The organism is Agrobacterium radiobacter, assembly GCF_040801995.1.
In the GTDB taxonomy this organism is placed as follows: Bacteria; Pseudomonadota; Alphaproteobacteria; order Rhizobiales; family Rhizobiaceae; genus Agrobacterium; species Agrobacterium radiobacter.
In genome coordinates, this window is the sequence record NZ_JBEGHX010000001.1 from 562,652 (window position 1) to 583,403 (window position 20,752).

Annotated in this window: 24 protein-coding genes and 1 pseudogene; 17 read left to right on the plus strand and 8 right to left on the minus strand. The window is 60.3% G+C overall.

Annotation, left to right across the window (positions count from 1 at the left end; genetic code table 11):
* The first annotated feature begins 237 nt into the window (after positions 1 to 237).
* A complete protein-coding gene (trhA, locus tag MRBLRC7O_RS02790; RefSeq protein ID WP_003509275.1) occupies positions 238 to 906 on the plus strand; it encodes a PAQR family membrane homeostasis protein TrhA in 669 nt (222 codons plus the stop codon).
* A 118-nt stretch (positions 907 to 1,024) separates the two neighbouring features.
* The gene (locus MRBLRC7O_RS02795; protein ID WP_003509274.1) at positions 1,025 to 1,522 is read left to right on the plus strand and encodes a GNAT family N-acetyltransferase; all 498 of its coding nucleotides are present in this window, start codon (positions 1,025 to 1,027) and stop codon (positions 1,520 to 1,522) included.
* A gap of 19 nt (positions 1,523 to 1,541) precedes the next feature.
* Here MRBLRC7O_RS02795 and MRBLRC7O_RS02800 read toward each other — a convergent pair whose 3' ends face one another.
* Positions 1,542 to 2,168, minus strand: coding sequence for a LysE family translocator (locus MRBLRC7O_RS02800; protein WP_080866002.1), 627 nt, complete (start codon positions 2,166 to 2,168; stop codon positions 1,542 to 1,544).
* A gap of 117 nt (positions 2,169 to 2,285) precedes the next feature.
* Positions 2,286 to 2,693 carry a peptide-methionine (R)-S-oxide reductase MsrB gene (gene msrB / locus MRBLRC7O_RS02805; protein WP_003509266.1) on the minus strand — a complete coding sequence of 136 codons (408 nt, stop codon included), beginning with the start codon at positions 2,691 to 2,693 and terminating at the stop codon, positions 2,286 to 2,288.
* 203 nt (positions 2,694 to 2,896) lie between these two features.
* On the opposite strand from msrB, the gene MRBLRC7O_RS02810 reads away from it, so the two are divergent.
* From MRBLRC7O_RS02810 to MRBLRC7O_RS02855, 10 genes and pseudogenes are all read left to right on the plus strand, one after another.
* A complete protein-coding gene (locus MRBLRC7O_RS02810; RefSeq protein WP_080866003.1) occupies positions 2,897 to 5,266 on the plus strand; it encodes a putative monovalent cation/H+ antiporter subunit A in 2,370 nt (789 codons plus the stop codon).
* Entirely contained in the window at positions 5,263 to 5,682 is a 420-nt protein-coding gene (locus MRBLRC7O_RS02815) for a Na(+)/H(+) antiporter subunit B (protein ID WP_003509264.1), read from the plus strand. The genes MRBLRC7O_RS02810 and MRBLRC7O_RS02815 overlap by 4 nt, the downstream gene beginning before the upstream one ends.
* Positions 5,682 to 6,059 carry a Na+/H+ antiporter subunit C gene (locus MRBLRC7O_RS02820; RefSeq protein ID WP_003509263.1) on the plus strand — a complete coding sequence of 126 codons (378 nt, stop codon included), beginning with the start codon at positions 5,682 to 5,684 and terminating at the stop codon, positions 6,057 to 6,059. Before MRBLRC7O_RS02815 ends, MRBLRC7O_RS02820 begins: the two co-directional genes overlap by 1 nt.
* A 19-nt stretch (positions 6,060 to 6,078) precedes the next feature.
* Positions 6,079 to 7,656 carry a Na+/H+ antiporter subunit D gene (locus MRBLRC7O_RS02825; protein WP_080866004.1) on the plus strand — a complete coding sequence of 526 codons (1,578 nt, stop codon included), beginning with the start codon at positions 6,079 to 6,081 and terminating at the stop codon, positions 7,654 to 7,656.
* Positions 7,653 to 8,132, plus strand: a complete 480-nt coding sequence (locus tag MRBLRC7O_RS02830) for a Na+/H+ antiporter subunit E (RefSeq protein ID WP_020812977.1) — start codon at positions 7,653 to 7,655, stop codon at positions 8,130 to 8,132. The genes MRBLRC7O_RS02825 and MRBLRC7O_RS02830 overlap by 4 nt, the downstream gene beginning before the upstream one ends.
* A complete protein-coding gene (locus MRBLRC7O_RS02835; RefSeq protein WP_003509260.1) occupies positions 8,129 to 8,515 on the plus strand; it encodes a cation:proton antiporter in 387 nt (128 codons plus the stop codon). The genes MRBLRC7O_RS02830 and MRBLRC7O_RS02835 overlap by 4 nt, the downstream gene beginning before the upstream one ends.
* Positions 8,512 to 8,844: a monovalent cation/H(+) antiporter subunit G gene (gene mnhG / locus MRBLRC7O_RS02840; RefSeq protein WP_020812975.1), complete on the plus strand. Its 333-nt coding sequence runs from the start codon at positions 8,512 to 8,514 to the stop codon at positions 8,842 to 8,844. Before MRBLRC7O_RS02835 ends, mnhG begins: the two co-directional genes overlap by 4 nt.
* A gap of 433 nt (positions 8,845 to 9,277) precedes the next feature.
* The gene (gene ros / locus MRBLRC7O_RS02845; protein ID WP_003509257.1) at positions 9,278 to 9,706 is read left to right on the plus strand and encodes a MucR family transcriptional regulator Ros; all 429 of its coding nucleotides are present in this window, start codon (positions 9,278 to 9,280) and stop codon (positions 9,704 to 9,706) included.
* A gap of 334 nt (positions 9,707 to 10,040) precedes the next feature.
* On the plus strand, positions 10,041 to 10,463 hold the full coding sequence (locus MRBLRC7O_RS02850) for a helix-turn-helix domain-containing protein (protein ID WP_080866005.1): 423 nt from the start codon (positions 10,041 to 10,043) through the stop codon (positions 10,461 to 10,463).
* Positions 10,456 to 11,251: pseudogene (locus MRBLRC7O_RS02855) on the plus strand (DUF6456 domain-containing protein). The gene MRBLRC7O_RS02850 and the pseudogene MRBLRC7O_RS02855 overlap by 8 nt, the downstream one beginning before the upstream one ends.
* A 3-nt stretch (positions 11,252 to 11,254) precedes the next feature.
* On the opposite strand, the gene MRBLRC7O_RS02860 reads toward MRBLRC7O_RS02855, so the two are convergent.
* Both MRBLRC7O_RS02860 and MRBLRC7O_RS02865 read right to left on the minus strand, forming a co-directional pair.
* Entirely contained in the window at positions 11,255 to 11,671 is a 417-nt protein-coding gene (locus tag MRBLRC7O_RS02860) for a SufE family protein (protein WP_065694910.1), read from the minus strand.
* A gap of 197 nt (positions 11,672 to 11,868) precedes the next feature.
* On the minus strand, positions 11,869 to 12,294 hold the full coding sequence (locus MRBLRC7O_RS02865) for a DUF5330 domain-containing protein (RefSeq protein ID WP_003509252.1): 426 nt from the start codon (positions 12,292 to 12,294) through the stop codon (positions 11,869 to 11,871).
* Positions 12,295 to 12,782: 488 nt separating this feature from the next.
* On the opposite strand from MRBLRC7O_RS02865, the gene MRBLRC7O_RS02870 reads away from it, so the two are divergent.
* The 3 genes from MRBLRC7O_RS02870 (at position 12,783) to MRBLRC7O_RS02880 (ending at position 15,808) form a co-directional block, all read left to right on the plus strand.
* Positions 12,783 to 14,315, plus strand: coding sequence for a sensor histidine kinase (locus MRBLRC7O_RS02870; protein WP_080866007.1), 1,533 nt, complete (start codon positions 12,783 to 12,785; stop codon positions 14,313 to 14,315).
* Positions 14,287 to 15,195 (plus strand): peptidoglycan-binding domain-containing protein, encoded by a 909-nt coding sequence (locus MRBLRC7O_RS02875; RefSeq protein ID WP_003509248.1) that lies wholly within the window; start codon positions 14,287 to 14,289, stop codon positions 15,193 to 15,195. Before MRBLRC7O_RS02870 ends, MRBLRC7O_RS02875 begins: the two co-directional genes overlap by 29 nt.
* A gap of 259 nt (positions 15,196 to 15,454) precedes the next feature.
* Complete coding sequence (locus MRBLRC7O_RS02880; protein WP_003509247.1) at positions 15,455 to 15,808, plus strand: DUF1491 family protein; 354 nt, start codon at positions 15,455 to 15,457, stop codon at positions 15,806 to 15,808.
* Positions 15,809 to 15,883: 75 nt separating this feature from the next.
* On the opposite strand, the gene MRBLRC7O_RS02885 is transcribed toward MRBLRC7O_RS02880, so the two are convergent.
* Positions 15,884 to 16,819 (minus strand): DUF2336 domain-containing protein, encoded by a 936-nt coding sequence (locus tag MRBLRC7O_RS02885; RefSeq protein ID WP_223567265.1) that lies wholly within the window; start codon positions 16,817 to 16,819, stop codon positions 15,884 to 15,886.
* Positions 16,820 to 17,380: 561 nt separating this feature from the next.
* Between MRBLRC7O_RS02885 and MRBLRC7O_RS02890 the strand changes: the two genes are divergently transcribed.
* The gene (locus MRBLRC7O_RS02890) at positions 17,381 to 17,569 is read left to right on the plus strand and encodes a hypothetical protein (protein WP_003509245.1); all 189 of its coding nucleotides are present in this window, start codon (positions 17,381 to 17,383) and stop codon (positions 17,567 to 17,569) included.
* A 19-nt stretch (positions 17,570 to 17,588) separates the two neighbouring features.
* On the opposite strand, the gene MRBLRC7O_RS02895 is transcribed toward MRBLRC7O_RS02890, so the two are convergent.
* From MRBLRC7O_RS02895 to MRBLRC7O_RS02905, 3 genes are all read right to left on the minus strand, one after another.
* Positions 17,589 to 18,137, minus strand: a complete 549-nt coding sequence (locus MRBLRC7O_RS02895; RefSeq protein ID WP_003509243.1) for a DUF1254 domain-containing protein — start codon at positions 18,135 to 18,137, stop codon at positions 17,589 to 17,591.
* On the minus strand, positions 18,130 to 18,717 hold the full coding sequence (locus tag MRBLRC7O_RS02900; protein ID WP_003509240.1) for a DUF1214 domain-containing protein: 588 nt from the start codon (positions 18,715 to 18,717) through the stop codon (positions 18,130 to 18,132). The genes MRBLRC7O_RS02895 and MRBLRC7O_RS02900 overlap by 8 nt, the downstream gene beginning before the upstream one ends.
* Positions 18,718 to 18,826: 109 nt before the next feature.
* Positions 18,827 to 19,435: a LysE/ArgO family amino acid transporter gene (locus MRBLRC7O_RS02905; RefSeq protein WP_020810355.1), complete on the minus strand. Its 609-nt coding sequence runs from the start codon at positions 19,433 to 19,435 to the stop codon at positions 18,827 to 18,829.
* A 373-nt stretch (positions 19,436 to 19,808) separates the two neighbouring features.
* Here MRBLRC7O_RS02905 and MRBLRC7O_RS02910 point away from each other — a divergent pair, with 373 nt between their 5' ends.
* Positions 19,809 to 20,708 (plus strand): LysR family transcriptional regulator ArgP, encoded by a 900-nt coding sequence (locus MRBLRC7O_RS02910; protein ID WP_080866009.1) that lies wholly within the window; start codon positions 19,809 to 19,811, stop codon positions 20,706 to 20,708.
* Positions 20,709 to 20,752: the final 44 nt, after the last annotated feature.

The following is a 20,752-nucleotide window of genomic DNA, read 5'->3' on the forward strand; positions in this document are numbered from 1 at the left end:
TCCCTGTGCTTGTCACAGGGATCCAGCCAGACCAAGTCCTTGGGCTGAGAAGAGTCCTTTCGCCGCGCAGACGCGCGTCGGCTGGATTCCTGTGAAAGCACAGGAATAGGAAAACGGCGGACCTCTCTTTTCGCAACAGTCTCGAACGCAATTTGATTGCCGTTAACCGGCCGCTGTCTTGTTCCTGTCTAATATTGTCGCCATGCTTTGATGAAAGCACGCAGACGGGAATGGACCATGAGCGAAATGTGGCGGTTCGGGCGCCAGTATGATTTTCACGAGATTGTCGCCGATGGCATCGTCCATGGGGTCGGCATCGTGTTTGCGCTTATCGGCGCGACGGCGCTGATTTTTTACGCGATGGCGTGGGGCAGCCTCAGCGCGATCGCCGCCGCGTGGATTTACGGTCTCGGCCTTGTCGCCTGTCTTTCCGTCTCCTTCACCTATAATATCTGGCCGCACTCCAGGGTGAAATGGTTCCTGCGCCGGCTGGATCATTCGGCGATCTTCATCCTCATCGCCGCCACCTATACGCCCTTTCTGATGCGCGGTATCGACGATCCGCTGATTGCCGTCATGCTGGGGTTGATCTGGCTTGCGGCACTCTGCGGCATCCTGCTCAAATGCCTGTTTCCCGGCCGTTACGACCGGGTCGCCATCGGCCTTTATCTCGCCATGGGCTGGAGCGGCATCATGGTGGTCGAGCCCCTGTCGACACATCTTTCGCCGGTCACGCTCTGGCTCATCGTTGCCGGCGGCGTCATCTATTCGCTCGGCGTGATTTTCCATGTCTGGGAAAAGTTGCGGTTCCAGAATGCCATCTGGCACGGTTTCGTGGTTTCCGCCGCCGCGGTTCACTATTTCGCCGTGGTCACCTCGTTCAGCCTCGTTCCGCTGGCATCCTGAAGCCCACGTTTTCGACAGGCGAGCGAGGCGCTGGACATTGCGCCACCTCATCGCTTAAGGGTCGTGGGGATCGCGTCAGGCAGTGACGCTTTCGGGAACGACGAGGGCGAAAGATAAAATGACGGTGGAACTGCGCGATGCGACCGTGGACGATCTCTCCGGCATCATGGAGATTTATAACGACGCGGTGCTGAATACGACGGCGATCTGGAATGACGTGCTGGTCGATCTGGAAAACCGCAAGGAATGGTTCGCCGCCCGCAAGTCACGCGGCTTTCCCGTCATCGTCGCCATCCTCGACGGCAAGGTCGCAGGCTACGCTTCCTACGGTGACTGGCGCGCTTTCGACGGTTATCGCCATACCCGCGAACATTCGGTCTATGTGCAAAAGGATGCGCGCGGCCACGGCATCGGCAAAAAGCTGATGCAGGCGTTGATCGATCATGCCGCGGGCAACGACGTGCATGTGCTGATCGCCGCCATCGAGGCGGAAAACATCGCCTCCATCCGCCTGCATGAAAGCCTTGGTTTCAGGGTCGTCGGCCGGTTTTCGGAAGTCGGCATCAAGTTCGGCCGCTGGCTGGACCTGACCTGCATGGAGCTGAAATTAGGCTAGCAGGCTAGGCGGTTTCCCTTCAGGCCGGACGCCGGGCGAAGGCGAGCATGACGCCGAAGGCCATCATCATGGAACCGCTGATCCGGTTGACGCGCTTCAGGGCGCGCGCATTGCGCATGAGACCGGACAGGCGGGAACCGACAAAGGCATAAACGGCAATCGCCACCACCTCCAGCAGCAGGAAAATCACGCCAAGCGTGGCGAAACTCTGCCAATAGGCGTCCTGCTGGATGAATTGCGGAAAAAAGGCCGTGAAAATCAAAATAGCCTTGGGGTTGCCGGAGGCGACGAAAAACTCCTGCCGCAGATAGGTTTTGAAAACATTGCCGTTTCCCGTGGATACATCAGGGGCGGTAACCTCAGCCTTTGAGCGGATGAGCTTGAAGCCGATCCACAGCAGATAGACAACACCGATCCATTTGATCAGCGAGAACATCATCTCGGAGGCCATCAAAAGTGCGCCGAGGCCCAGTGCTGCGATTGCGATCATGCCCGCGAAAGCGACCAGCCTGCCGCTTGCCGCCATCACCGCCGTCGCCATGCCGTAGCGCGCACCCACTGTCATCGACAGCAGATTGTTCGGCCCGAACGCCATGTTCAGGGCAAAACAGGCGGGAATGAAAATGAGGATGGTTTCTAGCGTCATGATGGTGTTCCGGAAGGAGTGAGACGGCGATGATCTCACTCTCCGGTCCGGCTGTCGAGACAGCCTTTTCAGGGTGAAAGGCCGGCAAGGGCAGCCGGCCTTTCACCCTGAGCTTTATCAGACCGGCTCGAACACCATCGAATGGCCATTGATGCAATAACGCAGACCGGTGGGCGGCGGGCCGTCCGGGAAGACGTGGCCGAGGTGGCCGCCACAATTGGCGCAGCGGATTTCCGTGCGCACCATGCCGTGGCTCGCGTCGCGATGTTCCGTCACCGCGCCGGGCTTCACCGGCTCGAAATAGCTCGGCCAGCCGCAGCCGGCATCGAATTTCGTATCCGAGAGGAACAGCGGCTCGTCACAGGCCGCACAGCGGTAGAGGCCTTTCTGGAATGTATCCCAATAGGGACCGGTGAAGGCGCGCTCGGTGCCGTGTTCGCGCAGGATGCGATATTGCTCCGGCGTCAGCTGCTCACGCCACTCGGCATCGGTCTTGGTCAATTTGGGGGATGTCAGATCGCTCATGGAATGATCCTTTCTGTTCCCGCCTCAAATAATCATCACTGAGGCGGATTGAAAGGGGATGGGCGTCATAACGCGTTCGTTATGGGCCGGGCGTACCGATTTGGGTTGAGATGCCGGTGTCTATGCCTTAACTGAAAAGCCGATTTGAAAGAAGAACGCCATTCAGTGGCGCGCAGGGATGGGGGACATCCCGGGAGATGTGAATGACATCAGATGTCACGTCGCTGACATTCCTGTCGCTGTTTCTGCCGTTTCTGGCAGCGCTTGCCGCGCCGGCCCTGGTGAAAAGGTTCGGTCACAATGCGGCATGGGTTCTGGCGATCGCGCCGGCTCTCGCCTTCGTGCATTTTGCGCTGATGCTGCCCGAGATCGCGGCAGGCGGCGTGGTGACCGGCGGTTATGCCTGGGTGCCGAGCTTCAATCTCAGCTTCTCCTGGTTCATCGACGGCCTGTCGCTCACCTTTGCGCTGCTCATCACCGGTATCGGGCTGCTGATCGTGCTTTATGCGGGCGGTTATATGAAAGGCCATCCGCAGCAGGGCCGTTTCCTGTGCTTCCTGCTTCTGTTTATGGGAGCGATGCTGGGCGTCGTCGTTTCCGACAGCCTGCTGATGCTGTTCGTCTTCTGGGAACTCACCTCCATCACCTCCTTCCTGCTGATCGGTTTCGACCATGAGCGCGCAGCCTCGCGACGCGCCGCGCTGCAGGCGCTGGTGGTGACGGGCGGCGGCGGTCTCCTGCTGCTCGCCGGGCTGATCTTCATCTGGGATATCAGCGGCATCACGCAACTGTCGATGCTGGTGCGCGGCGGCGATGTATTGCGTGACAGCCCGTTTTATCTGGCCGCGCTGCTTCTGGTTCTCGGCGGCGCCTTTACCAAATCGGCGCAGTTTCCCTTCCATTTCTGGCTGCCCAACGCCATGGAAGCGCCAACGCCAGTCTCCGCCTATCTGCATTCGGCAACCATGGTGAAGGCCGGCGTCTATCTGCTGATGCGCCTCAATCCGGTACTTGGCGATACAGCCGCCTGGCAGATCCTGCTGCCCTTCTTCGGCGGGCTGACCATGCTCACCGGCGCACTTCTCGCCGTGCGCCAGACCGATCTCAAGCTGATGCTTGCCTATACGACGGTGTCGTCGCTCGGCCTGCTGGTCATGCTGACGGGCTTTGGCTCTGACCATGCCATAGAGGCGGCCGTGCTTTATCTGGTGGCGCATTCGCTGTTCAAGGGCGCGCTCTTCATGGTCGCCGGCATCATCGACCATGAGACCGGCACCCGCGACATAACGAAGCTCGGCGGCTTGCGAAAAGCCATGCCCATCACCTTTGCGGCAGCGCTGGCGGCTGCGATTTCCATGGCCGGCCTGCCGCCCTTCTTCGGTTTTATCGCCAAGGAGGAGATTTATTATGCGCTGGCGCATGGCAACCCGCGTGCCGTGCTGTTTGCCGGCATCGCCATCCTCGGCAATGGGCTGATGTTCGCCGTCGCCTTTGCCGTGGGGCTGAAACCCTTCCTCGGCAAGCCGGTGAAAACGCCGAAACCCGCGCATGAAGGTCCGCTGCTGCTCTGGCTCGGCCCGGCGCTGCTGGCTCTGAAGGGGCTGACGATCGCTCTATTTTCCGGCATTGCGCATTTCTACATTTCGACACCCATGGCGAGCGCCATCGCCGGCGAGGCGCGCCCGGTGGAAATCTCGCTCATTCCCCATATGGGCGTGCCGCTCGGCCTGTCGCTGCTCACCATCGCGCTCGGTATCGTCCTCTATACGCAGCTTTCCGCTGTCCGCAGCCTGATGGTCCGCACCTTCACGGCGCTGGGGGCCGGACCTGACAGGGGCTTTGACGTCTTCATCGAAATGCTGGTGAAAGTCTCGTTCCACATCACTCGGCTCATCCAGCCCGGTCGGCTGGAGTTCTACGTCACCGCCACCTTCGCCGTCATCGCCGCCGTGCTGCTGGTGCCGCTGTTCCTCTATGGCGAATTGCCGTCCATGCCGTCATGGCCGCGTGACATGCCGGTCCATGAGCTGACCTTCATCGCCATTGCTGTGGCGGGCCTTGTCGCTGTCCTGACGGCGTCGAGCCGGCTGACTGCGATCATCGCGCTCGGGATTCAGGGCTTTGCGGTGGCGGTCATCTTCCTGCTATTCGGCGCGCCCGATCTGTCGTTCACGCAATTCATGGTCGAGACGCTGTCGGTGGTCATCCTGACGCTGGTGATGACGCGGCTTCGCCTGTCACCGTCAGACCATCGCGGCCTTGGCCAGAAGCTTCTCGACAGCACCATCGCCATTGCCTGCGGAACCGGCTTTGCCCTGTTCCTGATGCGCGCGACGCAAGCGAGCTTCGACAACCGCCTGACGGACTTCTACAACACTTATTCCAAGGTCATCGCCCACGGCGCCAATGTGGTCAACGTCATCATCGTTGATTTCCGCGGCACGGATACGCTCGGCGAAATCGCTGTCGTGATGATAACGGGTCTTGCCATTCTCGCGCTGATCCGCATCCGTCCGGCCGCCGCGGTCAAGGGACCGGCCAAAACCGCGAAGAAGAAAGGAGCACGGGCATGAACACGCTCATTCTGCGCACCGTCACTCCTGTCGTCACCAGCCTCATGGTGCTGTTTTCCATCTTCGTGCTGCTGCGCGGCCATAACGAGCCGGGCGGCGGTTTCATCGGCGGATTGATCGCGGTCTCGGCGCTGGCGATCTACGGCATCGCTTATGGCGTCACGGCAGTCAGGCGCGCCATCATGTTTCATCCCCTGTCGATTGCCGGGGCGGGGCTGCTGCTATCCATGCTTTCCGGCCTCGTCTCGATGGCCGCCGGCGTGCCGTTCATGACCGGGCTCTGGGTCTATCCGAGCCTGTTCGGTGTCGAAATGCCGCTCTCCACCGTCATGTCCTTCGATATCGGTGTCTATCTCGTGGTGGTCGGCGCCATCACCTCCATTGCGCTGGCGCTGGAAGAAAGGGAAAGCGACTGATGGAAGCGGTATTCTCGATTCTCGTCGGCATCTTCTTTTCGGTGGCGATCTATCTCATGCTGTCGCGCCACAGCATCCGCATGCTGCTCGGCATCGCCATTCTCGGCAATGCGGTGAACCTCCTGCTGTTCACCGCCGGCCGGCTGACGCGCGAGGTGCCGCCGATCATTCCGCCCGGCATGGATACGCTGCCCGCAGGGGCGGCCAATCCTTTGCCGCAGGCGCTCATTCTCACGGCAATCGTCATTTCCTTTTCCTTCTTCTGTTTCCTTCTGGTGCTGACCTGGCGTGCGTTTCAGGAACTGCAGACCGACGACACGGACGAGATGCGCACCGCAGAACCCGCAGGCGAGCCCTTGCCGCCGCTCGGTTATTGAGCGGCGAGGCTGAGACAACATGGCATCCACCACCACAACAGCAGTCACTGATCTCTCGGCAGCGCTCGTCACGACGCCTGTGCCTCTTGCCGACTGGCTGATCATTCTCCCCATCGCGCTCTGCATCGGCGCTGGCGCGGTGCTGATGATGATGCGCCACGCCATCCGCCATCATGCGACCGTTGCCATCGCGGCGCTGTTCCTGCTGGTCCTGCTCGATGCAGCACTTTTATGGAAGGTCGCCACTGAAGGCCCGTTCACCATGGTGATGGGCCGCTGGCTGCCGCCCTTCGGCATCGCCTTTACCGCCGACCTGACGGGGGCGCTGCTGTCGCTTGCGGCCGCCATCGTCGCACTTGCGGGCGCCATCCACGCCGGTGCGGATATCGACGCCAGCGGCAGGCGATACGGTTTTTATCCTTTCCTGCTGCTGTTGATGGCCGGCGTCACCGGCGCGTTCCTGACCGGCGACATCTTCAATCTCTATGTCTGGTTCGAAGTGCTGCTGATCTCGTCCTTCGGCCTGATCGTGCTCGGTTCGACGCGCGAGCAGATCGACGGCGCGCTGAAATACGCCATTCTGAACCTCATCGGCACGACGCTGTTTTTGATCACGGTCGGGTATCTCTACGCCATCTTCGGCACGCTCAACATGGCCGATATCGCGCAGAAGGCGACGGCTCTGCGGGAGACCGCGCCGCTGATGACGCTTGCGAGCCTCTTTACACTCGCCTTCGCCATGAAGGCCGCGGCCTTCCCGGTGAATTTCTGGCTGCCCGCCTCCTATCACACACCGCGCATCGTCGTTTCCGCGCTTTTCGGCGGATTGCTCACCAAGGTCGGCATCTATTCGCTGCTGCGGGTCATGGTCATGCTGTTCCCGGTCGAGCGGGAAGAACTCAGCATCGTCATCGCCATCTCCGCGGCGCTCACCATGGTGCTGGGGGCCATGGGCGCGCTCGCCCAGAACGATATCCGTCGCATGCTCGGTTACATCGTCATATCAGGCATCGGTTACATGATGGCCGGCATCGCCATCGGCACCCCATCCGGTGTCACAGGCGCCATTTTCTACGCGCTGCATTCCATGGTGCTGATGACGGCGCTTTATCTCGCCGCCGGCCATGCCGCCCGTCTCGGCGGCAGCTTCAGCCTCACCTCACTCAGGGGGCTTTACCGGCAGGCTCCGTGGTTTTCGGCGCTGGCGCTCGCCCTGTTTTTCGCCGGTTCCGGCCTGCCGCCCTTTTCCGGCTTCTGGCCGAAGGCGGTGCTGGTCAAGTCGGCGATCGATATCGGCGCCTGGTGGCTCGCCGGCGCCATCCTCGCCTCCGGCTTCATCGCCACGATCGCTTTCGGGCGGATCTTCCTTTTGTGTTTCTGGCGTCCCGCTGCGGCATCCCCCGGTCAGCCTTCCTTCCCGCACGCGTCGCCGTCGGCGGCTCCGTCTTTCGCGCCGCTGGTGGGGCTGACCTTACTCGTGTTCTTCTTCGGCCTGTTTCCGGAAAGCCTGCTCAATCTCAGCCAGCAGGCGGCCGCAGGCCTCGGTAACCCGCAGGCCTATATCCAGTCGGTCTTTTCCGAAGGAGGCAAACCATGAGCCTCTATCTCGTGCAACTGCTGTTCGTTGCCGTATGGCTCGCCGTGACGGGCAGCGTCACCCTGGCGAACATCATCTTCGCCCTGATCGTTTCGACACTGGCGCTCGGCCTCATCCGCCACCAGCTGCCCGGCGGACGTAACCACTGGCTGCGGCTTACCCGCGTCTTGTCGCTGGTGCTGCTGTTCTTCAAGGAGCTGGCGCTCTCGGCCTGGAAGGTCGCCGTGCTGGTGACGCGGCCCAAGCTCGACGTGCAGCCCGGCATTTTCGCCTATCCGCTGACGGTGACGACGGACTTCGAGATCACACTGCTCGCCAACCTCATCACGCTCACCCCCGGCACGCTCTCCGTCGATGTTTCCGCGGACAGGAAAACGCTTTACGTGCACGCGATCGACTGCAGCGATATCGAAGCCACGAAAAACGACATCAGAAATGGCTTCGAAAGAAAGATCATGGAGGCGTTTCAGATATGACGCCAGAACAGACAGTTTCATTTGCAACTATACTTGCATCGGTTGTTCTGTCGGCCGCTTTTTTGCTGACAGTATATCGCGTCGTCGTCGGCCCCACCTTGCCGGACCGCATCGTCGCGCTCGACATGCTGGTGGGCATCGCCATCGGCTTTATCGCTGTTATCGCCATCCGCACCGGCTTCAATCTTTACGTCGATATCGCCATTGCGCTCGGGCTGGTCGGGTTTCTGGCAACGGTGGCCTTTGCCCGCTTTGTCCTGTCGCGCGGCCCGGACGGCCGGCGCAGGCCGACGGCGGTTCTCGATGGCGAGAGGGCATCTGAAGCCATTGAAAAAACAATGGAAACAGGTGCCGACGGCAAAAAAGGAAAGGGCAGGCGATGATGGCTTGGATCGTGGCTATTCTCGTTGCGGCGCTGACGATATCAGGCGCCATTTTCTCGCTGATCGCGGCAATCGGGCTGAATAGGCTGCCCGATGTCTATACACGCATGCATGCGGCCTCCAAGGCGGGAACGGTGGGCTCCGGCCTGCTGCTTCTCGCGGTCGGCATTCATTCCATGGAAATCCCGACGCTGGCGCGGGCGCTGGCCGGCTTTTTCTTTTTTGTCCTCACCGCGCCGGTCTCTGCACATCTTCTTGCCATGGCCGCTCACAAGGCAGGTTATCCGCTTGCCGTTAAATCGGTAGTTGATGACATCAAGAAAATTTGAAGTTGAAAATCCCCCTAATAAATGGGGGTCTTCATTTTCAATTACTACTAGGCATAGTATTTTATTACCCGTAATTTTTTGTATTCCAATTAGACTGTTTTGAACTGAAAAATTGACACTAGGAATTTGACTTTTGCTGTTTTGCTGTTATCCAAATTAAGTGTAAAGTTGCTAATCGCGATTTGCATCTAGCCTCTTCATAGTCGGCATAGGCATTTTATTAATGTCTAATCTATGGCCCGTCGGACCATTGCTGCCCATGTCGCGGGCCATAAGTTGAATCTCGGACCAATTCGTTTCCGGTTTTCGCTCGAAATCTAGGGGTAGGTTTCATGTTGGTTTCAACAAGGCGAAGGTGGGGCACCGGGTAACTTCACATCGCTCGACGCGGCGTTCGCCCGCTTCAGGGGATTAATAAACAGGAGATACTTAAATGACGGAAACTGCATACGGTAACGCCCAGGATCTGCTGGTCGAACTGACTGCGGATATTGTGGCTGCCTATGTTAGCAACCACGTCGTTCCGGTAACTGAGCTTCCCGGCCTTATTTCGGATGTTCACACGGCACTTAGCGGAACATCGGCACCGGCATCGGTGGCGGTCAATGTCGAAAAGCAGAAGCCTGCCGTCTCTGTCCGCAAGTCGGTTCAGGACGATCATATCGTCTGTTTGGAATGCGGCGGCTCGTTCAAGTCGCTGAAGCGGCATCTCACGACGCATCACAGCATGACGCCGGAAGAATATCGCGAAAAATGGGACCTGCCGGTCGATTATCCGATGGTTGCGCCCGCCTATGCCGAAGCCCGTTCGCGGCTCGCCAAGGAAATGGGTCTCGGCCAGCGCCGCAAGGCCAGCCGCTGATTGTAACGACGGGTCGGCGGGGCTTTTCTTCCCTCGCCACTCAACCCGCTGCCGCACCTTCTCCTCGCCGGGGAGAAGGCGGCAAGGCGAACTTGCCCGCTCCCTATGCTGCTTTGAAACTTTTTCTACCTTCACATGAATGTTCAGCCGGTCCGCAGACCGGCTTTTTTATTGTCGCGTGCAATTTCCGTTGAGGAAAAAAATCCTTTATTGTGTTCGTCATTTCTGCAAATATATAGCCATATCAAGCGCATATTCTTCTCCGCAAAATTTACGCTTCCCCATAGCTGTTCTCAGATGTACGAATTAATTCCTATTCGTAGAGGAGTTGCATATGCCGTCGGATACTGTGTTTCTGTCTGCCGCCGCGCGGCCTTGCGTGCGGGTCGGTGATCGTCCTTTTCGTCGTTGGCCGTCTGCGGCCGGGCGGGATGAGATTCCCCGTCTTTGCCGTCTGGTACGGCAGCTCACCGGTGAGATGGTGCAATTGACGGGTGACCGAACGCTGGTGCGCCGCGACATCAGGCGCACGGAGTGCCATATCCGCCAGATCGCCATGTATGTGTGCCATGTGCAGCTCGGTATTCCCATGACTGATATCGGGCCCTGCTTCGGCCGGGACAGGACGACGGTGGGCCATGCCTGCCAGGTGGTGGAGGACCGGCGTGACGAACCGGCATTCGATGAGTTCATCGCCACGCTCGAGCGGCTCACCGGCAGTATTTTCAACGTGATGAAAGGGGGCCGGGATGAATGAGGTGAAACGCGTCCCGGCTGCCTCTTCAAATCCTCACCTCCTGCGCTTGCTGCGTTGCATCGCTGCGGGCGCGGGCAGGGCATCCCCCGCTGCGGTTTCCGGCGGCGACGGTGCAGCTTGCCGTTTCTTCCGGACTGGTGGAACAGCGGGAAAACACCCTTTCCGCCGCGCCACCGCTCGCCTCTTATCTGAAGCGCGCAATGGCAAAAGACCGCGACGAGGTTTTTCAGGAACAGCATCGGGATATGCAGACTGTTGTTGTGGATGTCGATGACGCGAAGCAACCGGCCCGGCGCAACCTCAACACCTCACCGCTGACCAGCCTTTCGAGGCTGAAGGAGCGGGATGGCGCGGTGTTTTTCCCGGCGGATGCTTTGGCGGCAGGCGAGCGCCTCGCCGCCGATTTTCATCGCGGTCACCTCAATCCGAAGGTGACGGCGACATGGGAGCCGAAAGTAGCCAGCCGCACCAAGGGGGAGGCGGGGGGCCTGCTCAATCTTACCGAGGCGGCGATGGCGGCGCGGGTGCGGTTTTCCCGCGCGGCGGATGCGATGGGACCCGAACTGTCGGGCGTCGCCATCGATGTCTGCTGCTTCGAAAAGGGGTTGGAGACGGTGGAGCGGGAGAGGCAATGGCCGGCGCGCTCGGCAAAACTGCTGCTGCGCGCAGCATTGCTGGCGCTTGCCCGCCATTATGCGCCGCCAGCCGTTCGGGCCCGTGGCAACAATCACCATTGGGGCGATGCGGATTATCGCCCTTCGATGACAACGGCGGTGACGGCGGGATAGCGCTCAGGCGGCCAGCAGCCGGGCTTCCTCGCGGATACGCTTGATCATCGAGCGCAGGCCGTTGGCGCGCTGCGACGACAGATGTTCCACCAGCCCGATCTTGTCGAACACCTCGATGGCGTCGAGATCGGCGATGTCGGAGGCTTTTTTGCCGGAATAGACGGCGAGCACGATGGCGACGAGGCCGCGCACGATATGCGCATCCGAATCGCCCTCGAAGGTCAGCAGGGGGTCTTCCGCGCCGTCGCTATGGCTGACGAGCCAGACCTGGCTGGCGCAGCCATGCACCTTGTTTTCGGCCGTGCGCTCGTCCTCCGGCAGATCGGGCAGCGCCTTGCCGAGTTCGATGACATAACGATAGCGGTCCTCCCAGTCGTCGAGGAAAGCGAAATCGTCAAGGATCGTTTCGAGAGAGGCCATTTGCGCGCCGTATCATCCGTTATTGCAGGTCTTTGCTAGGATATAGGGCAAGTGCGGCCGATTTTGAACCATGGGCCACGAAAAAGCCCACGGAAAACAGGTTTCCGCGGGCAAGTTTGGCAGGCAGTCGGCGGACGGAAATCTCCGTCCGCAAAAAAGTTGCGGCGCGGTGCTTGCAAGATCAGGGGCTTGCAAGATCAGGGAGCAGGGCGCTTCTGCGGCAGGGGAATGACGGTGCCGGTCTTCAGCATGTCGGTATTGCCGGGAAATTCGACGCTGACGACAGGAGCGTCAGCCAGCTTTTCGATCTCCGCTGCGACTTCAGCGGCGGGAGCGGATTTTTCACCGGAGGCAAGCTGCTTGTCCAGCAGTTCATAGGCGACCTTCGCGCCTTCCTTTGCCCGTTCACCAAGCGCATGGAAGGTTTCGGCGCCCTTGACGCAGACATCGGGCTTTTCGATGCAGATGGCGCTGACATAACGATAGGCTTCACCGGCTGCCGAAACGGCGCTGGGAAGATCAAATGCCGAAGGTTCCTTGGTCGGATCGTTGCTGCTGCCGAAATAGGACAGCGCCACCAGCACCAGTGAAAACCAGAATGTTCCTTTGATCAGAAACCACATTGTCAGACTACCCTGCCAGATGATCTTTGTTTTCTAAAGCCCCGCCCGGTTCCGGGTCATCGGCCTTTGTCCCGTTTTTCGGGCTTGTGAAGAAGCTACACGCGACCGGCGAACAGCCGATTGCAAAAAGCGACGCAATTTAATTCAAATTGTATCTATTCTCCTCGTATCGGGACGCCCGCCATCAATTCATTCGCATTTTAACAGTCCATGTTAAGCATAATTGCGACAGAGGCCGCGCGTTCCGGGCGAAAGCTGTGGTCCGCCTTGCCACAAAAGTTAACATGATGGCAAAAATGAAGCGAAATCCGTCGCTTACCCGTCATTAACCATGATTGGCAAAGCTTGGAATAAATGCCCCGTAATGGGACTGCGACGCCTTTGGCAGGCCTTTGACGCCATTCTTTTTATCCATTCCTTAAGCCGCCGCCTTCTATTGTCGGAGCCGTTAGAACCGCCTCAGGGATTCGGTGTTGGTATTGCGTAATATGAGAGAAAAAGCGGTCGCATTGGTCGACCATGCCGCAGGCAGATGGCTTGCGCGCATGGAAGAGGACGCCGAAAGGCGCGCCGGAACCGTTGCGCGCCTGCGCCGGCTGATTGCCTTCAGCACTGTTGGTCTTTTCGTGGTGCCCGCCCTCTTCAGCCTTGTCATCAGCCCCGCCATCGCGCTGCCCATTGGCGCCGCTCTGGTGCTGGCGCTGTTTCTGGCCGCCGCAGCGCTGCTGATCGCCTTTTCCCGTCCCGAGCGCGGCGCGTCCTCCTTTTCCGCCTCGTCTGGCGATAACGACCTGATCGCCGCTACGCAGGTGCCGGGCCTCGTGCTCATGATCGGTGATACCGGCTTCGTCGAACACGTCTCCGGCCGCGATCTCGCGACCTTCCCGGCCGATCTACAGGCCAGCCAGGGCCATGCCCTCGTTGAATATGTCTATGTCTCCGACCGTATCGAGCTGATGCAGGCCTTCGACCTGCTGCGGCAGGGCGAGGATAGGGCAACCGCCGAACTCCGCTTCGAGACCGGTGCAAAGTCGCGTCAGGCGCAGTTCATGCATGCGCGTATCGAGATGACGGCGATCCGCAGCGCCAGCGGCCGGCTGCGCCGCATCGTCGCCCAGCTCTCCGATGTTACCGAGATGGAACGCCTGCGCCGCGATGTCGCCCGCAAGGCGGCGGAGGCGGAATCGGCCAATGACGCCAAGTCGCGTTTCCTTGCCGCTGTCAGCCACGAGCTGCGCACGCCGCTCAATGCCGTCCTCGGTTTTTCCGATATTCTCGCCGGCGAATATTTCGGCCGGCTGGAGAACGATCGCCAGCGGGAATATGTCGGCCTCATCCGCCAGTCCGGCGCCCATCTCCTGTCAGTCGTCAACACGATGCTTGACATGAGCAAGCTGGAAGCCGGCCGTTACGAGCTGATGATGGAAAGCTTCCCGATTGCCGAGACCATCTCGTCCTGCGAGGCCATGCTCGGCCTGCAGGCGAAGGAAAAAGGCCTGACTTTGACCAGCCGCATCCAGCGGGGCATCGGCGAAATCTCGGCCGATCAGCGCGCCATCCGGCAGGTTCTCATCAATCTCGCCGGCAACGCCATAAAATTCACCGATACGGGTGGTGTGGTGTCGATCGACGCCGCGCGCGAAGGCGCGATGCTGAAGCTGACCGTGAGCGATACCGGCATCGGCATCGCTTCCGACAAGATTGAACTCCTGGGCCAGCCCTTCATGCAGGTTCAGAATGAATATACCCGTCGCTATGAGGGCACGGGTCTGGGATTGTCCCTGGTCAAGGGGCTTGTGGCACTGCATGGCGGCACTTTCGCCATCACCAGCAAGCCCGGCGAGGGAACGGTCGTAACGATCACTTTGCCTGCCGACGGTTCCGGCATGGCGGGTGAGGGCGAAGGTGCCGAAGCCGAAAGCATGGTGGAATTTCCGCCGCGCATCCGGCAGCTCGGTGACATGGCCGCAATGATGAAAAAGGATGGTGACGATGGCCCCGCGAAAGCGAAAATCGCCTAAGAAAACAACGGCCCAGATTGGCGCCGGGATTGTTTCCTTGGTGGTTTCGGCCATCGGGCGCGAAATCCTGCGCCATCCGAAAATGGTCGGCAGCTGCGGCGCCTTCGCGGTCGTTTTCGGTTTTGTCGCCGCCAATGCGCTCTGGTATCAGCCGGGCGTGCACCCGTCACCCTTCCTGCGCACGCGCGATGCGGAAAACCCGAACGGCATTGCCGGTTATCGCCCGGCCGAGCCGCTCGGCACGCACGGCAACGTCACCACCTTTCGCATAGAACGACCGGCAGAGACGGAAACGGCGCAACAGCCAGCGGCCGAAACGCCGGCGCAACCCGCCGCCGAAAGCCAGAAACCGCAGCAGATCGTTGCCGATATTCAGGCCGAACTGAAGAAACGCGGACTTTACGAAGGCGAGGCGGATGGCCGCATGGGTCCACGCACCGCCGCCGCCATCATGTTCTTCGAAGAAACGCTCGGCATGGAGCAGACCGGCGAGCCGACGACCCGCGTGCTGGCGGCACTCCGGATCGATGGCGCAACGGTTGCCGCGATCCCCAGGGATCGGCCTGCCGATAGCACCGGCGGCGTCGAGATCGACCCCGTCGCCGCCGCCATCCGCAAGGCGGAAGCGCCGCGCCCGAAGGCCGAACCGGCCTCCCTCAACAGTTCGGCCAATGCCGCCAAGCCGGCAAACCGCGAGCTGATCGCCAGGATCCAGCAGGGGCTGATCAATATCGCCTATGCCGATGTGAAGGTGGACGGCGTTGCCGGCCAGCAGACCCGCAATGCCATCCGCGCGTTTGAGAAACATTACCGCCTGCCGGAAACCGGTGAGCCGAGCGAGGCTGTGCTGAAGAAGCTGAAGTCGATCGGGGCGCTTTGAGGTTTTGACAGCAGCCGAGGGTGCATGGGGCTTACCCCCTCTGCCCTGCCGGGCATCTCCCCCACAAGGAGGGAGATCGGCAAGAGGCTCTTTCACTGCTCCATTCTCAAGCGTTGAGGTGGGCGAGCGCCTGCGGCGGATCGATCTCCCCCCTTGAGGGGGAGATGCCCGGCAGGGCAGAGGGGGGTAAGCCCCATGCACCTTCGTCCGCGTAACCCAGCAGTGAGAACCCGCCCACCGTCTCCATCGAAAGCACCCCATGCGCCTCAAATCCGAAATGTTCGTCTCAGCCCTCATCCGCCGCGTCTTCGCTGCGGGCGGATTTGCCGCCGTCGAAAAGAAGGGGGCGGAGGAGGCGGGGGCGATCTTTGTTCGCCAGCGTCTGCGCGATGGCCGCGAGAACCTCTATGGGCCCGCGCCACAGAGCTTCGCCGATGACGAGGAAATCCGTGCCGAGCGCCGTTTCGAAACGCGTCTTGCGGGTGCGGATGGCGAGGAAAGTGCCGCTCTTCTGGAAAGGGAACGGCGTTTCGACAGCGACCTTTGGGTGGTGGAGATCGAAACCGACGAGATCGGAACTCTGCTGACGCTGGTGGACCAGCCCAAGGCCTAGAGGCAGGAAAAGCAGACCCCGGCTTTCGGTCCGCGAAGGGCCTCGCGTCGCAAAAGACGCAAGGCCATGCCTTGCTTACCCTTGCGTGCCAGTTCTCTGCACAGCCGGTGCGCTGCGGCTCGGCCGCTCGCGGCCATGCGTATAGCTGTCGGCACGCCGCCAGCTTTCCAGCCGCTCTTCGCATTCCACGATGTCGAGGCGGTCGAGCAGGGCTTCGGCGCGGCTCATGTCGCCTTCGGCGGCGGCAAGATGCGGATAGAAGCATTGCAGCACGAAGGCCGCCTCGGAAAATTCCATGCCAAGACCGGTGAGCGTTGTCGCCAGCTGCGCGCCTGATATATCGAGCATGATGCGCTCCGACAGCCAGTAGCTGGAGGACAGCGAATCCGCCAGCGCCACCGCGAATTGCCGGGCGTTGCGCTCGCGGGCGAAACGCACCAGCAGCGCCTCCTGCACCTCGCTCAGGCGGCGAAGACCGAGGACGTCGCTTTCCGGGCGGTTGAGGTGATGCGCCATCTGCTTGATCCGCTGGCGCATTTCTTCTTCGAGTGCGGAAGCGGCGGCGATGTTGTCAGTCTTTTCTTCCGTTTTCGGTTCTTCTGGGCTTGCCGCCACCTGCGGTTCGGCGGGAGATTTTTCCTCTTCCGGCCGTTTCAGATCTTCCGCGTGGCGCAGGCCGACAAGCGCGTCGATGACGGTGGGGGAGAGATCCTCGCGCCGGACGATGGCGCGCGCATGCGCCGCGCCTTGCGTGCGGGCAATGGTGATCAGCGTGTCGTCATCGAGGCATTTCGAGGAAATGAGAAAGGGCGCTGCAAGCGAAATCGGCTGGCAGGCGATGAAGAAGGCGACGGCTGACGGCACGCTCGGATGCTGCGAGAGTGCGGCGATCGCCTCTCGCTTGGCTTCGTCGGTAGAGGCGTTGAAAAGCGGCATGAAAAGTTCGGCGAACTGCCGAAGGTCCGTTTTTGACGGATGCGAAACAGTCTCGAAATTCGTCACGGTGGCCATCAGCACCACATCTTTCTTCCTCACGGCTCTTGGCCTCTCAAGTTCTCGAAACCGGTCGGTCAACGCACTACCCAACAAACGCAAACACAATATCGGTTCAAATTAGAGCAAATGCGTTGACGTCCTGTTAACTATGGGGGGTAGCAAGAGGGAATCTGTCTCTATCAACAAGGAAATTTTAAAACCTTCACAACGGACGAAATGCCGTGGAACTTTACCGCATGGCCTTTGTTTTCAAGGGGTGTGGTGCCGGGAGGAATAAGTGACGGCCCGGCAATTAGGGTTAACGGATCATTAACCTCTGTCTGTTTGTAATTTCATGGGCAGTATTAGGATTCCATGTTATTCTTATCGACGGAATAAATGCAAAAATGGCATGCGAAGCCTGAATCTGCGCACGATCCCCTTATAAGAATCTTTTTGGATTTTTGGATCGTGCGAAAACCAGTCTGTGGGCTGGCCTATGCGCAATGTGATGGTGATGAAATTCCCGACGCAAGATGAGGCTTGCGCGGTTCCCATGGGCAACATTGACAATCATGTCCCGAAGAGGAGATGAGCATGGCAGAGATTATTCCAATCAGCGACGCCCGACGAAGCCTGCGTCCCGCCGGCGTTGTCGGAAAGCTGATCGGCCCGGCGAAGGTCGTGCTGTTTACCGGCGTGCGTTATGAAAAACGTGATACCGAGCCGACCGGCAAAGTCGCGCGCAAGGGCAAATCCGCAGTGGAAACCGCCCTCAAATCCTGATTGCCGATGATGCCAGACGCTATTTCCACGGCGTCGGCTGGCATTTCGCCTCGTTCAGGAACCGTTCCGCCTCTTCGCCGAAACTCGGCTGCGGCACCATGGTCCGCAAAACCACATATCCTTCCGTCTGATCCGATTCCGCCAGAATGGCCTGCGAAAGCGAGGGCGGCTGCGCCTTGCGGATGGCGGCTATCTGCACCGCATCAGCTACCAGAATATCCATCACCCCGGCGGCGGATGTGCGGTCATTCATGCTGAACACCTCATTCGAGGCCTTGTCGTAAACCGCGACCGACCAGAAGGGCACGGCACCGACGGCGGTCAAGCGGATCGGCTGTTCCTCGATGTTAAAGGTGCACACGGCCACCCGCATGAAGGGATCACCGCTGCCAAGCGTCTTTTTCTCCGTCGTCTCCTCGAGAAGATGAAACAGATGCGGTTTTCCTTCCGCAACCGCGCGCGTATTGGCGTCGCGATTGCTGAAATGCGGGATCGCGAGAAGGATGATGACGTGCAGCACGGCTGCGCCGACGAGACCGGTGAGGATGGCGAGCAGGACCCTAAGCATTGCCACACCCCAGCTTGCGGATTTGCGGCATGGATATGTCGATCAGGCCGGAACTGCCGGCAACCGGTGTGTCGAGCAGGGTCATGACGAGCTTGAAGGTCTGGCCCTGCGGTACCGACAGCCAGTTATAGGTCTGGGCGTCAGGGGCGATGGTGATGTCGATGCCGCCATCGGCGCTGCGCAGAAGCGTGCGGGAATTCAGCGCGAAGGGCCGCCCGGCATCTTCAGCCAGAACATTTCCCTGCTGGTCGGCGGTGTAAATCGTCCAGAAACGGGCGGGCGGCACGGCGCCGGCCAGCCGGTATCGGCACTCGCCGCTCAGGCGTTGTCCATCGCTGTCGACGGAGGCGGTGAAGGCCAGCCCCTCGGCCGTTCCGTAAAGCAGCTTGCCGGCATCGGCGCGGTGCGATTTGGCGTAAGGGTCGGCCTCGATCGTCTGCGCTTCGGGAAAGGCATCCCACGAGCCGATGCGGATCGATCCAAAGCCGGATGTCGCCTCAAGTGCTGCGAGTGTTGCGGCAATACCGCCGCCAAAGGCGATCAGAAGGGCGATGCCGACAAGGAATGGAACTCGGAACACGCTGTTTTCCCGTTTTGAACAGGTCGAGGACTATCACTGATTCCCCGTTTGGAAAATGGCGCAGCCTGTTTAGTCCTCGTGAAAGTGACTGGAGCGCGAAATTCCTTGCCTATGCGCCCATGACGAGCTTGAAGGCGATGGCCCACATGGTGACGGCGATGACGCCTTCGAGAATGCGCCAGGCGGAGGGTTTTTCGAAAATCGGCCGCAGCCAGCGCGCGCCGTAACCCAGCGAAAAGAAGAATACCAGCGAGCCGGTGGCCGCGCCCGCCGCAAAGGTTTTCTCAAAGCCGGGGAACTGCGTGGAAATGGTGCCGAGCAGCACGACGGTATCGAGATAGACATGCGGGTTGAGGAAGGTCAGCGCCAGACAAATAGCGAGCGTCTGCCACAGGCTTGCCTCCTGCCGCTCAGTCACCGAAAGCGTTTCGGAGGAACGCAGCGCCGAATGCAGGCTTTTCGCGCCATACCAGATGAGGAAGGCGGCGCCCGCATAACGCATGATGGGATCGAGCGCCGGCATGATGGCGCTGATCCGCTGGAAGCCAAACACGCCGACGGTGATGAGCAGCGCATCTGATATCGCGCAGGTGGCGCAGACGGCAAACACATGCGAGCGCGCCAGACCCTGCTTCAGGACGAAGGCATTCTGCGCGCCGATGGCGACGATGAGGCTGAGGCCCATCGTCAGGCCGGTGAAGAAGATCTGGATGTCCATGCGCGTCGCGGCCCCTGCCTCTGTCCATGTGGAATGGCCGAAGGCGTTGCTTCCGGACCGAGTGCTTGGATATTTCCGCCAGATGATTTAATCCAGTTAAATAAACTCAACTCGGATAAGCTCAGCTAATGGCGCACTTCTCTCTTCAACCTTTCGATTTTCCACGACGTTGCCATCTCTCAACCCTCATTCCTGTGCTTGTCACAGGAATCCAGCCAGCCCAAGTCCTTGGGTTGAAAAGACTCTCCCGCCGCGCAGACGCGCGTCGACTGGATCCCTGTGACAAGCACAGGAATGAGGGCGGGAGAGGGTGTCGCCCATCGCCTCGAAGAGCCTCGTGCCACCCCCACCACCCCCTACATCAGGTGCCATAATGCTCGACTACCCTGCCATGCGCGCCGTGGCGCTCGTTGCCCAGACCGGCAGTTTCGAAAAGGCGGCGCAGGTGCTGTGTGTCACACCTTCGGCCGTCTCCCAGCGTATCAAGCAGCTGGAGGAGCGGCTGGGTGTGGTGCTGATCGTGCGCGGTAACCCCTGCGTCGCGACAGAAAAGGGGGAGTGGCTCTGCCGGCACATGGATCATGTCGGCATGCTGGAAAGCGAATTGTTCCGACAGCTTCCGACGCTCGCAGAGACAGGTGCGGCGGCGGAGCGTGTGACGCTCAATATCGCCACCAATGCCGACAGCCTCGGCACATGGTTTCTGGATGCGGTTTCAAGATTCACCGGCGGCAGCGATTATCTCGTCAATATCGCAGTGGACGATCAGGATCATACGGTGGAATGGCTGCGCGCGGGCAGGGTGCTTGCCGCCGTGACCGCCCACGCCAAGCCGGTGCAGGGCTGCCGGGTAACGCCGCTCGGCGTGCTCCGCTATCACGCCACCGCCAGCCCGGATTTCATGGCCCGCCATTTCGCGGATGGCGTGACGCCCGTAACACTCGCCCGGGCGCCGGGGCTGACCTTTAACCAGAAGGACCGGTTGCAGGCGAGCTGGATCAGGGAGGCGCTGGGCGAGGATGTCTCCTATCCCACCCACTGGCTGCCTTCGACGGACGGTTTCGTGAAGGCAAGCCTTGCCGGCATGGGCTGGGGGCTCAATCCGGTGCAGCTTGTGGGGGAGCATCTTGAGGCGGGGAGGCTGGTGGAGGTCGTTCCCGGCACGCCGCTTGATATTCCGCTTTACTGGCAGGTCAATCGTTTGGCCGCCGACCGTTTGGGCGCGCTGACATCACATATGGTGGAAACGGCGAGGGCGGTGTTGTTGCGGTGAGATGACTGACGCCGGATTTGGAGAGACGGGAGCCGTAGAGTGAG

Bases quoted from the DNA above. Each gene is read 5' to 3' on its own strand.
- MRBLRC7O_RS02860 (WP_065694910.1), bottom strand. From the start codon at position 11,671: ATGGCCTCTCTCGAAACGATCCTTGACGATTTCGCTTTCCTCGACGAC.
- trhA (WP_003509275.1), top strand. From the start codon at position 238: ATGAGCGAAATGTGGCGGTTCGGGCGCCAGTATGATTTTCACGAGATT.
- MRBLRC7O_RS02910 (WP_080866009.1), top strand. From the start codon at position 19,809: ATGCTCGACTACCCTGCCATGCGCGCCGTGGCGCTCGTTGCCCAGACC.
- mnhG (WP_020812975.1), top strand. From the start codon at position 8,512: ATGATGGCTTGGATCGTGGCTATTCTCGTTGCGGCGCTGACGATATCA.
- MRBLRC7O_RS02835 (WP_003509260.1), top strand. From the start codon at position 8,129: ATGACGCCAGAACAGACAGTTTCATTTGCAACTATACTTGCATCGGTT.
- MRBLRC7O_RS02850 (WP_080866005.1), top strand. From the start codon at position 10,041: ATGCCGTCGGATACTGTGTTTCTGTCTGCCGCCGCGCGGCCTTGCGTG.
- MRBLRC7O_RS02895 (WP_003509243.1), bottom strand. From the start codon at position 18,137: ATGCTTAGGGTCCTGCTCGCCATCCTCACCGGTCTCGTCGGCGCAGCC.
- MRBLRC7O_RS02885 (WP_223567265.1), bottom strand. From the start codon at position 16,819: ATGGCCACCGTGACGAATTTCGAGACTGTTTCGCATCCGTCAAAAACG.
- MRBLRC7O_RS02810 (WP_080866003.1), top strand. From the start codon at position 2,897: ATGACATCAGATGTCACGTCGCTGACATTCCTGTCGCTGTTTCTGCCG.
- MRBLRC7O_RS02815 (WP_003509264.1), top strand. From the start codon at position 5,263: ATGAACACGCTCATTCTGCGCACCGTCACTCCTGTCGTCACCAGCCTC.
- MRBLRC7O_RS02905 (WP_020810355.1), bottom strand. From the start codon at position 19,435: ATGGACATCCAGATCTTCTTCACCGGCCTGACGATGGGCCTCAGCCTC.
- MRBLRC7O_RS02870 (WP_080866007.1), top strand. From the start codon at position 12,783: ATGAGAGAAAAAGCGGTCGCATTGGTCGACCATGCCGCAGGCAGATGG.
- MRBLRC7O_RS02820 (WP_003509263.1), top strand. From the start codon at position 5,682: ATGGAAGCGGTATTCTCGATTCTCGTCGGCATCTTCTTTTCGGTGGCG.
- MRBLRC7O_RS02795 (WP_003509274.1), top strand. From the start codon at position 1,025: ATGACGGTGGAACTGCGCGATGCGACCGTGGACGATCTCTCCGGCATC.
- MRBLRC7O_RS02875 (WP_003509248.1), top strand. From the start codon at position 14,287: ATGGCCCCGCGAAAGCGAAAATCGCCTAAGAAAACAACGGCCCAGATT.
- MRBLRC7O_RS02890 (WP_003509245.1), top strand. From the start codon at position 17,381: ATGGCAGAGATTATTCCAATCAGCGACGCCCGACGAAGCCTGCGTCCC.
- ros (WP_003509257.1), top strand. From the start codon at position 9,278: ATGACGGAAACTGCATACGGTAACGCCCAGGATCTGCTGGTCGAACTG.
- MRBLRC7O_RS02800 (WP_080866002.1), bottom strand. From the start codon at position 2,168: ATGACGCTAGAAACCATCCTCATTTTCATTCCCGCCTGTTTTGCCCTG.
- MRBLRC7O_RS02880 (WP_003509247.1), top strand. From the start codon at position 15,455: ATGCGCCTCAAATCCGAAATGTTCGTCTCAGCCCTCATCCGCCGCGTC.
- MRBLRC7O_RS02830 (WP_020812977.1), top strand. From the start codon at position 7,653: ATGAGCCTCTATCTCGTGCAACTGCTGTTCGTTGCCGTATGGCTCGCC.
- msrB (WP_003509266.1), bottom strand. From the start codon at position 2,693: ATGAGCGATCTGACATCCCCCAAATTGACCAAGACCGATGCCGAGTGG.
- MRBLRC7O_RS02865 (WP_003509252.1), bottom strand. From the start codon at position 12,294: ATGTGGTTTCTGATCAAAGGAACATTCTGGTTTTCACTGGTGCTGGTG.
- MRBLRC7O_RS02825 (WP_080866004.1), top strand. From the start codon at position 6,079: ATGGCATCCACCACCACAACAGCAGTCACTGATCTCTCGGCAGCGCTC.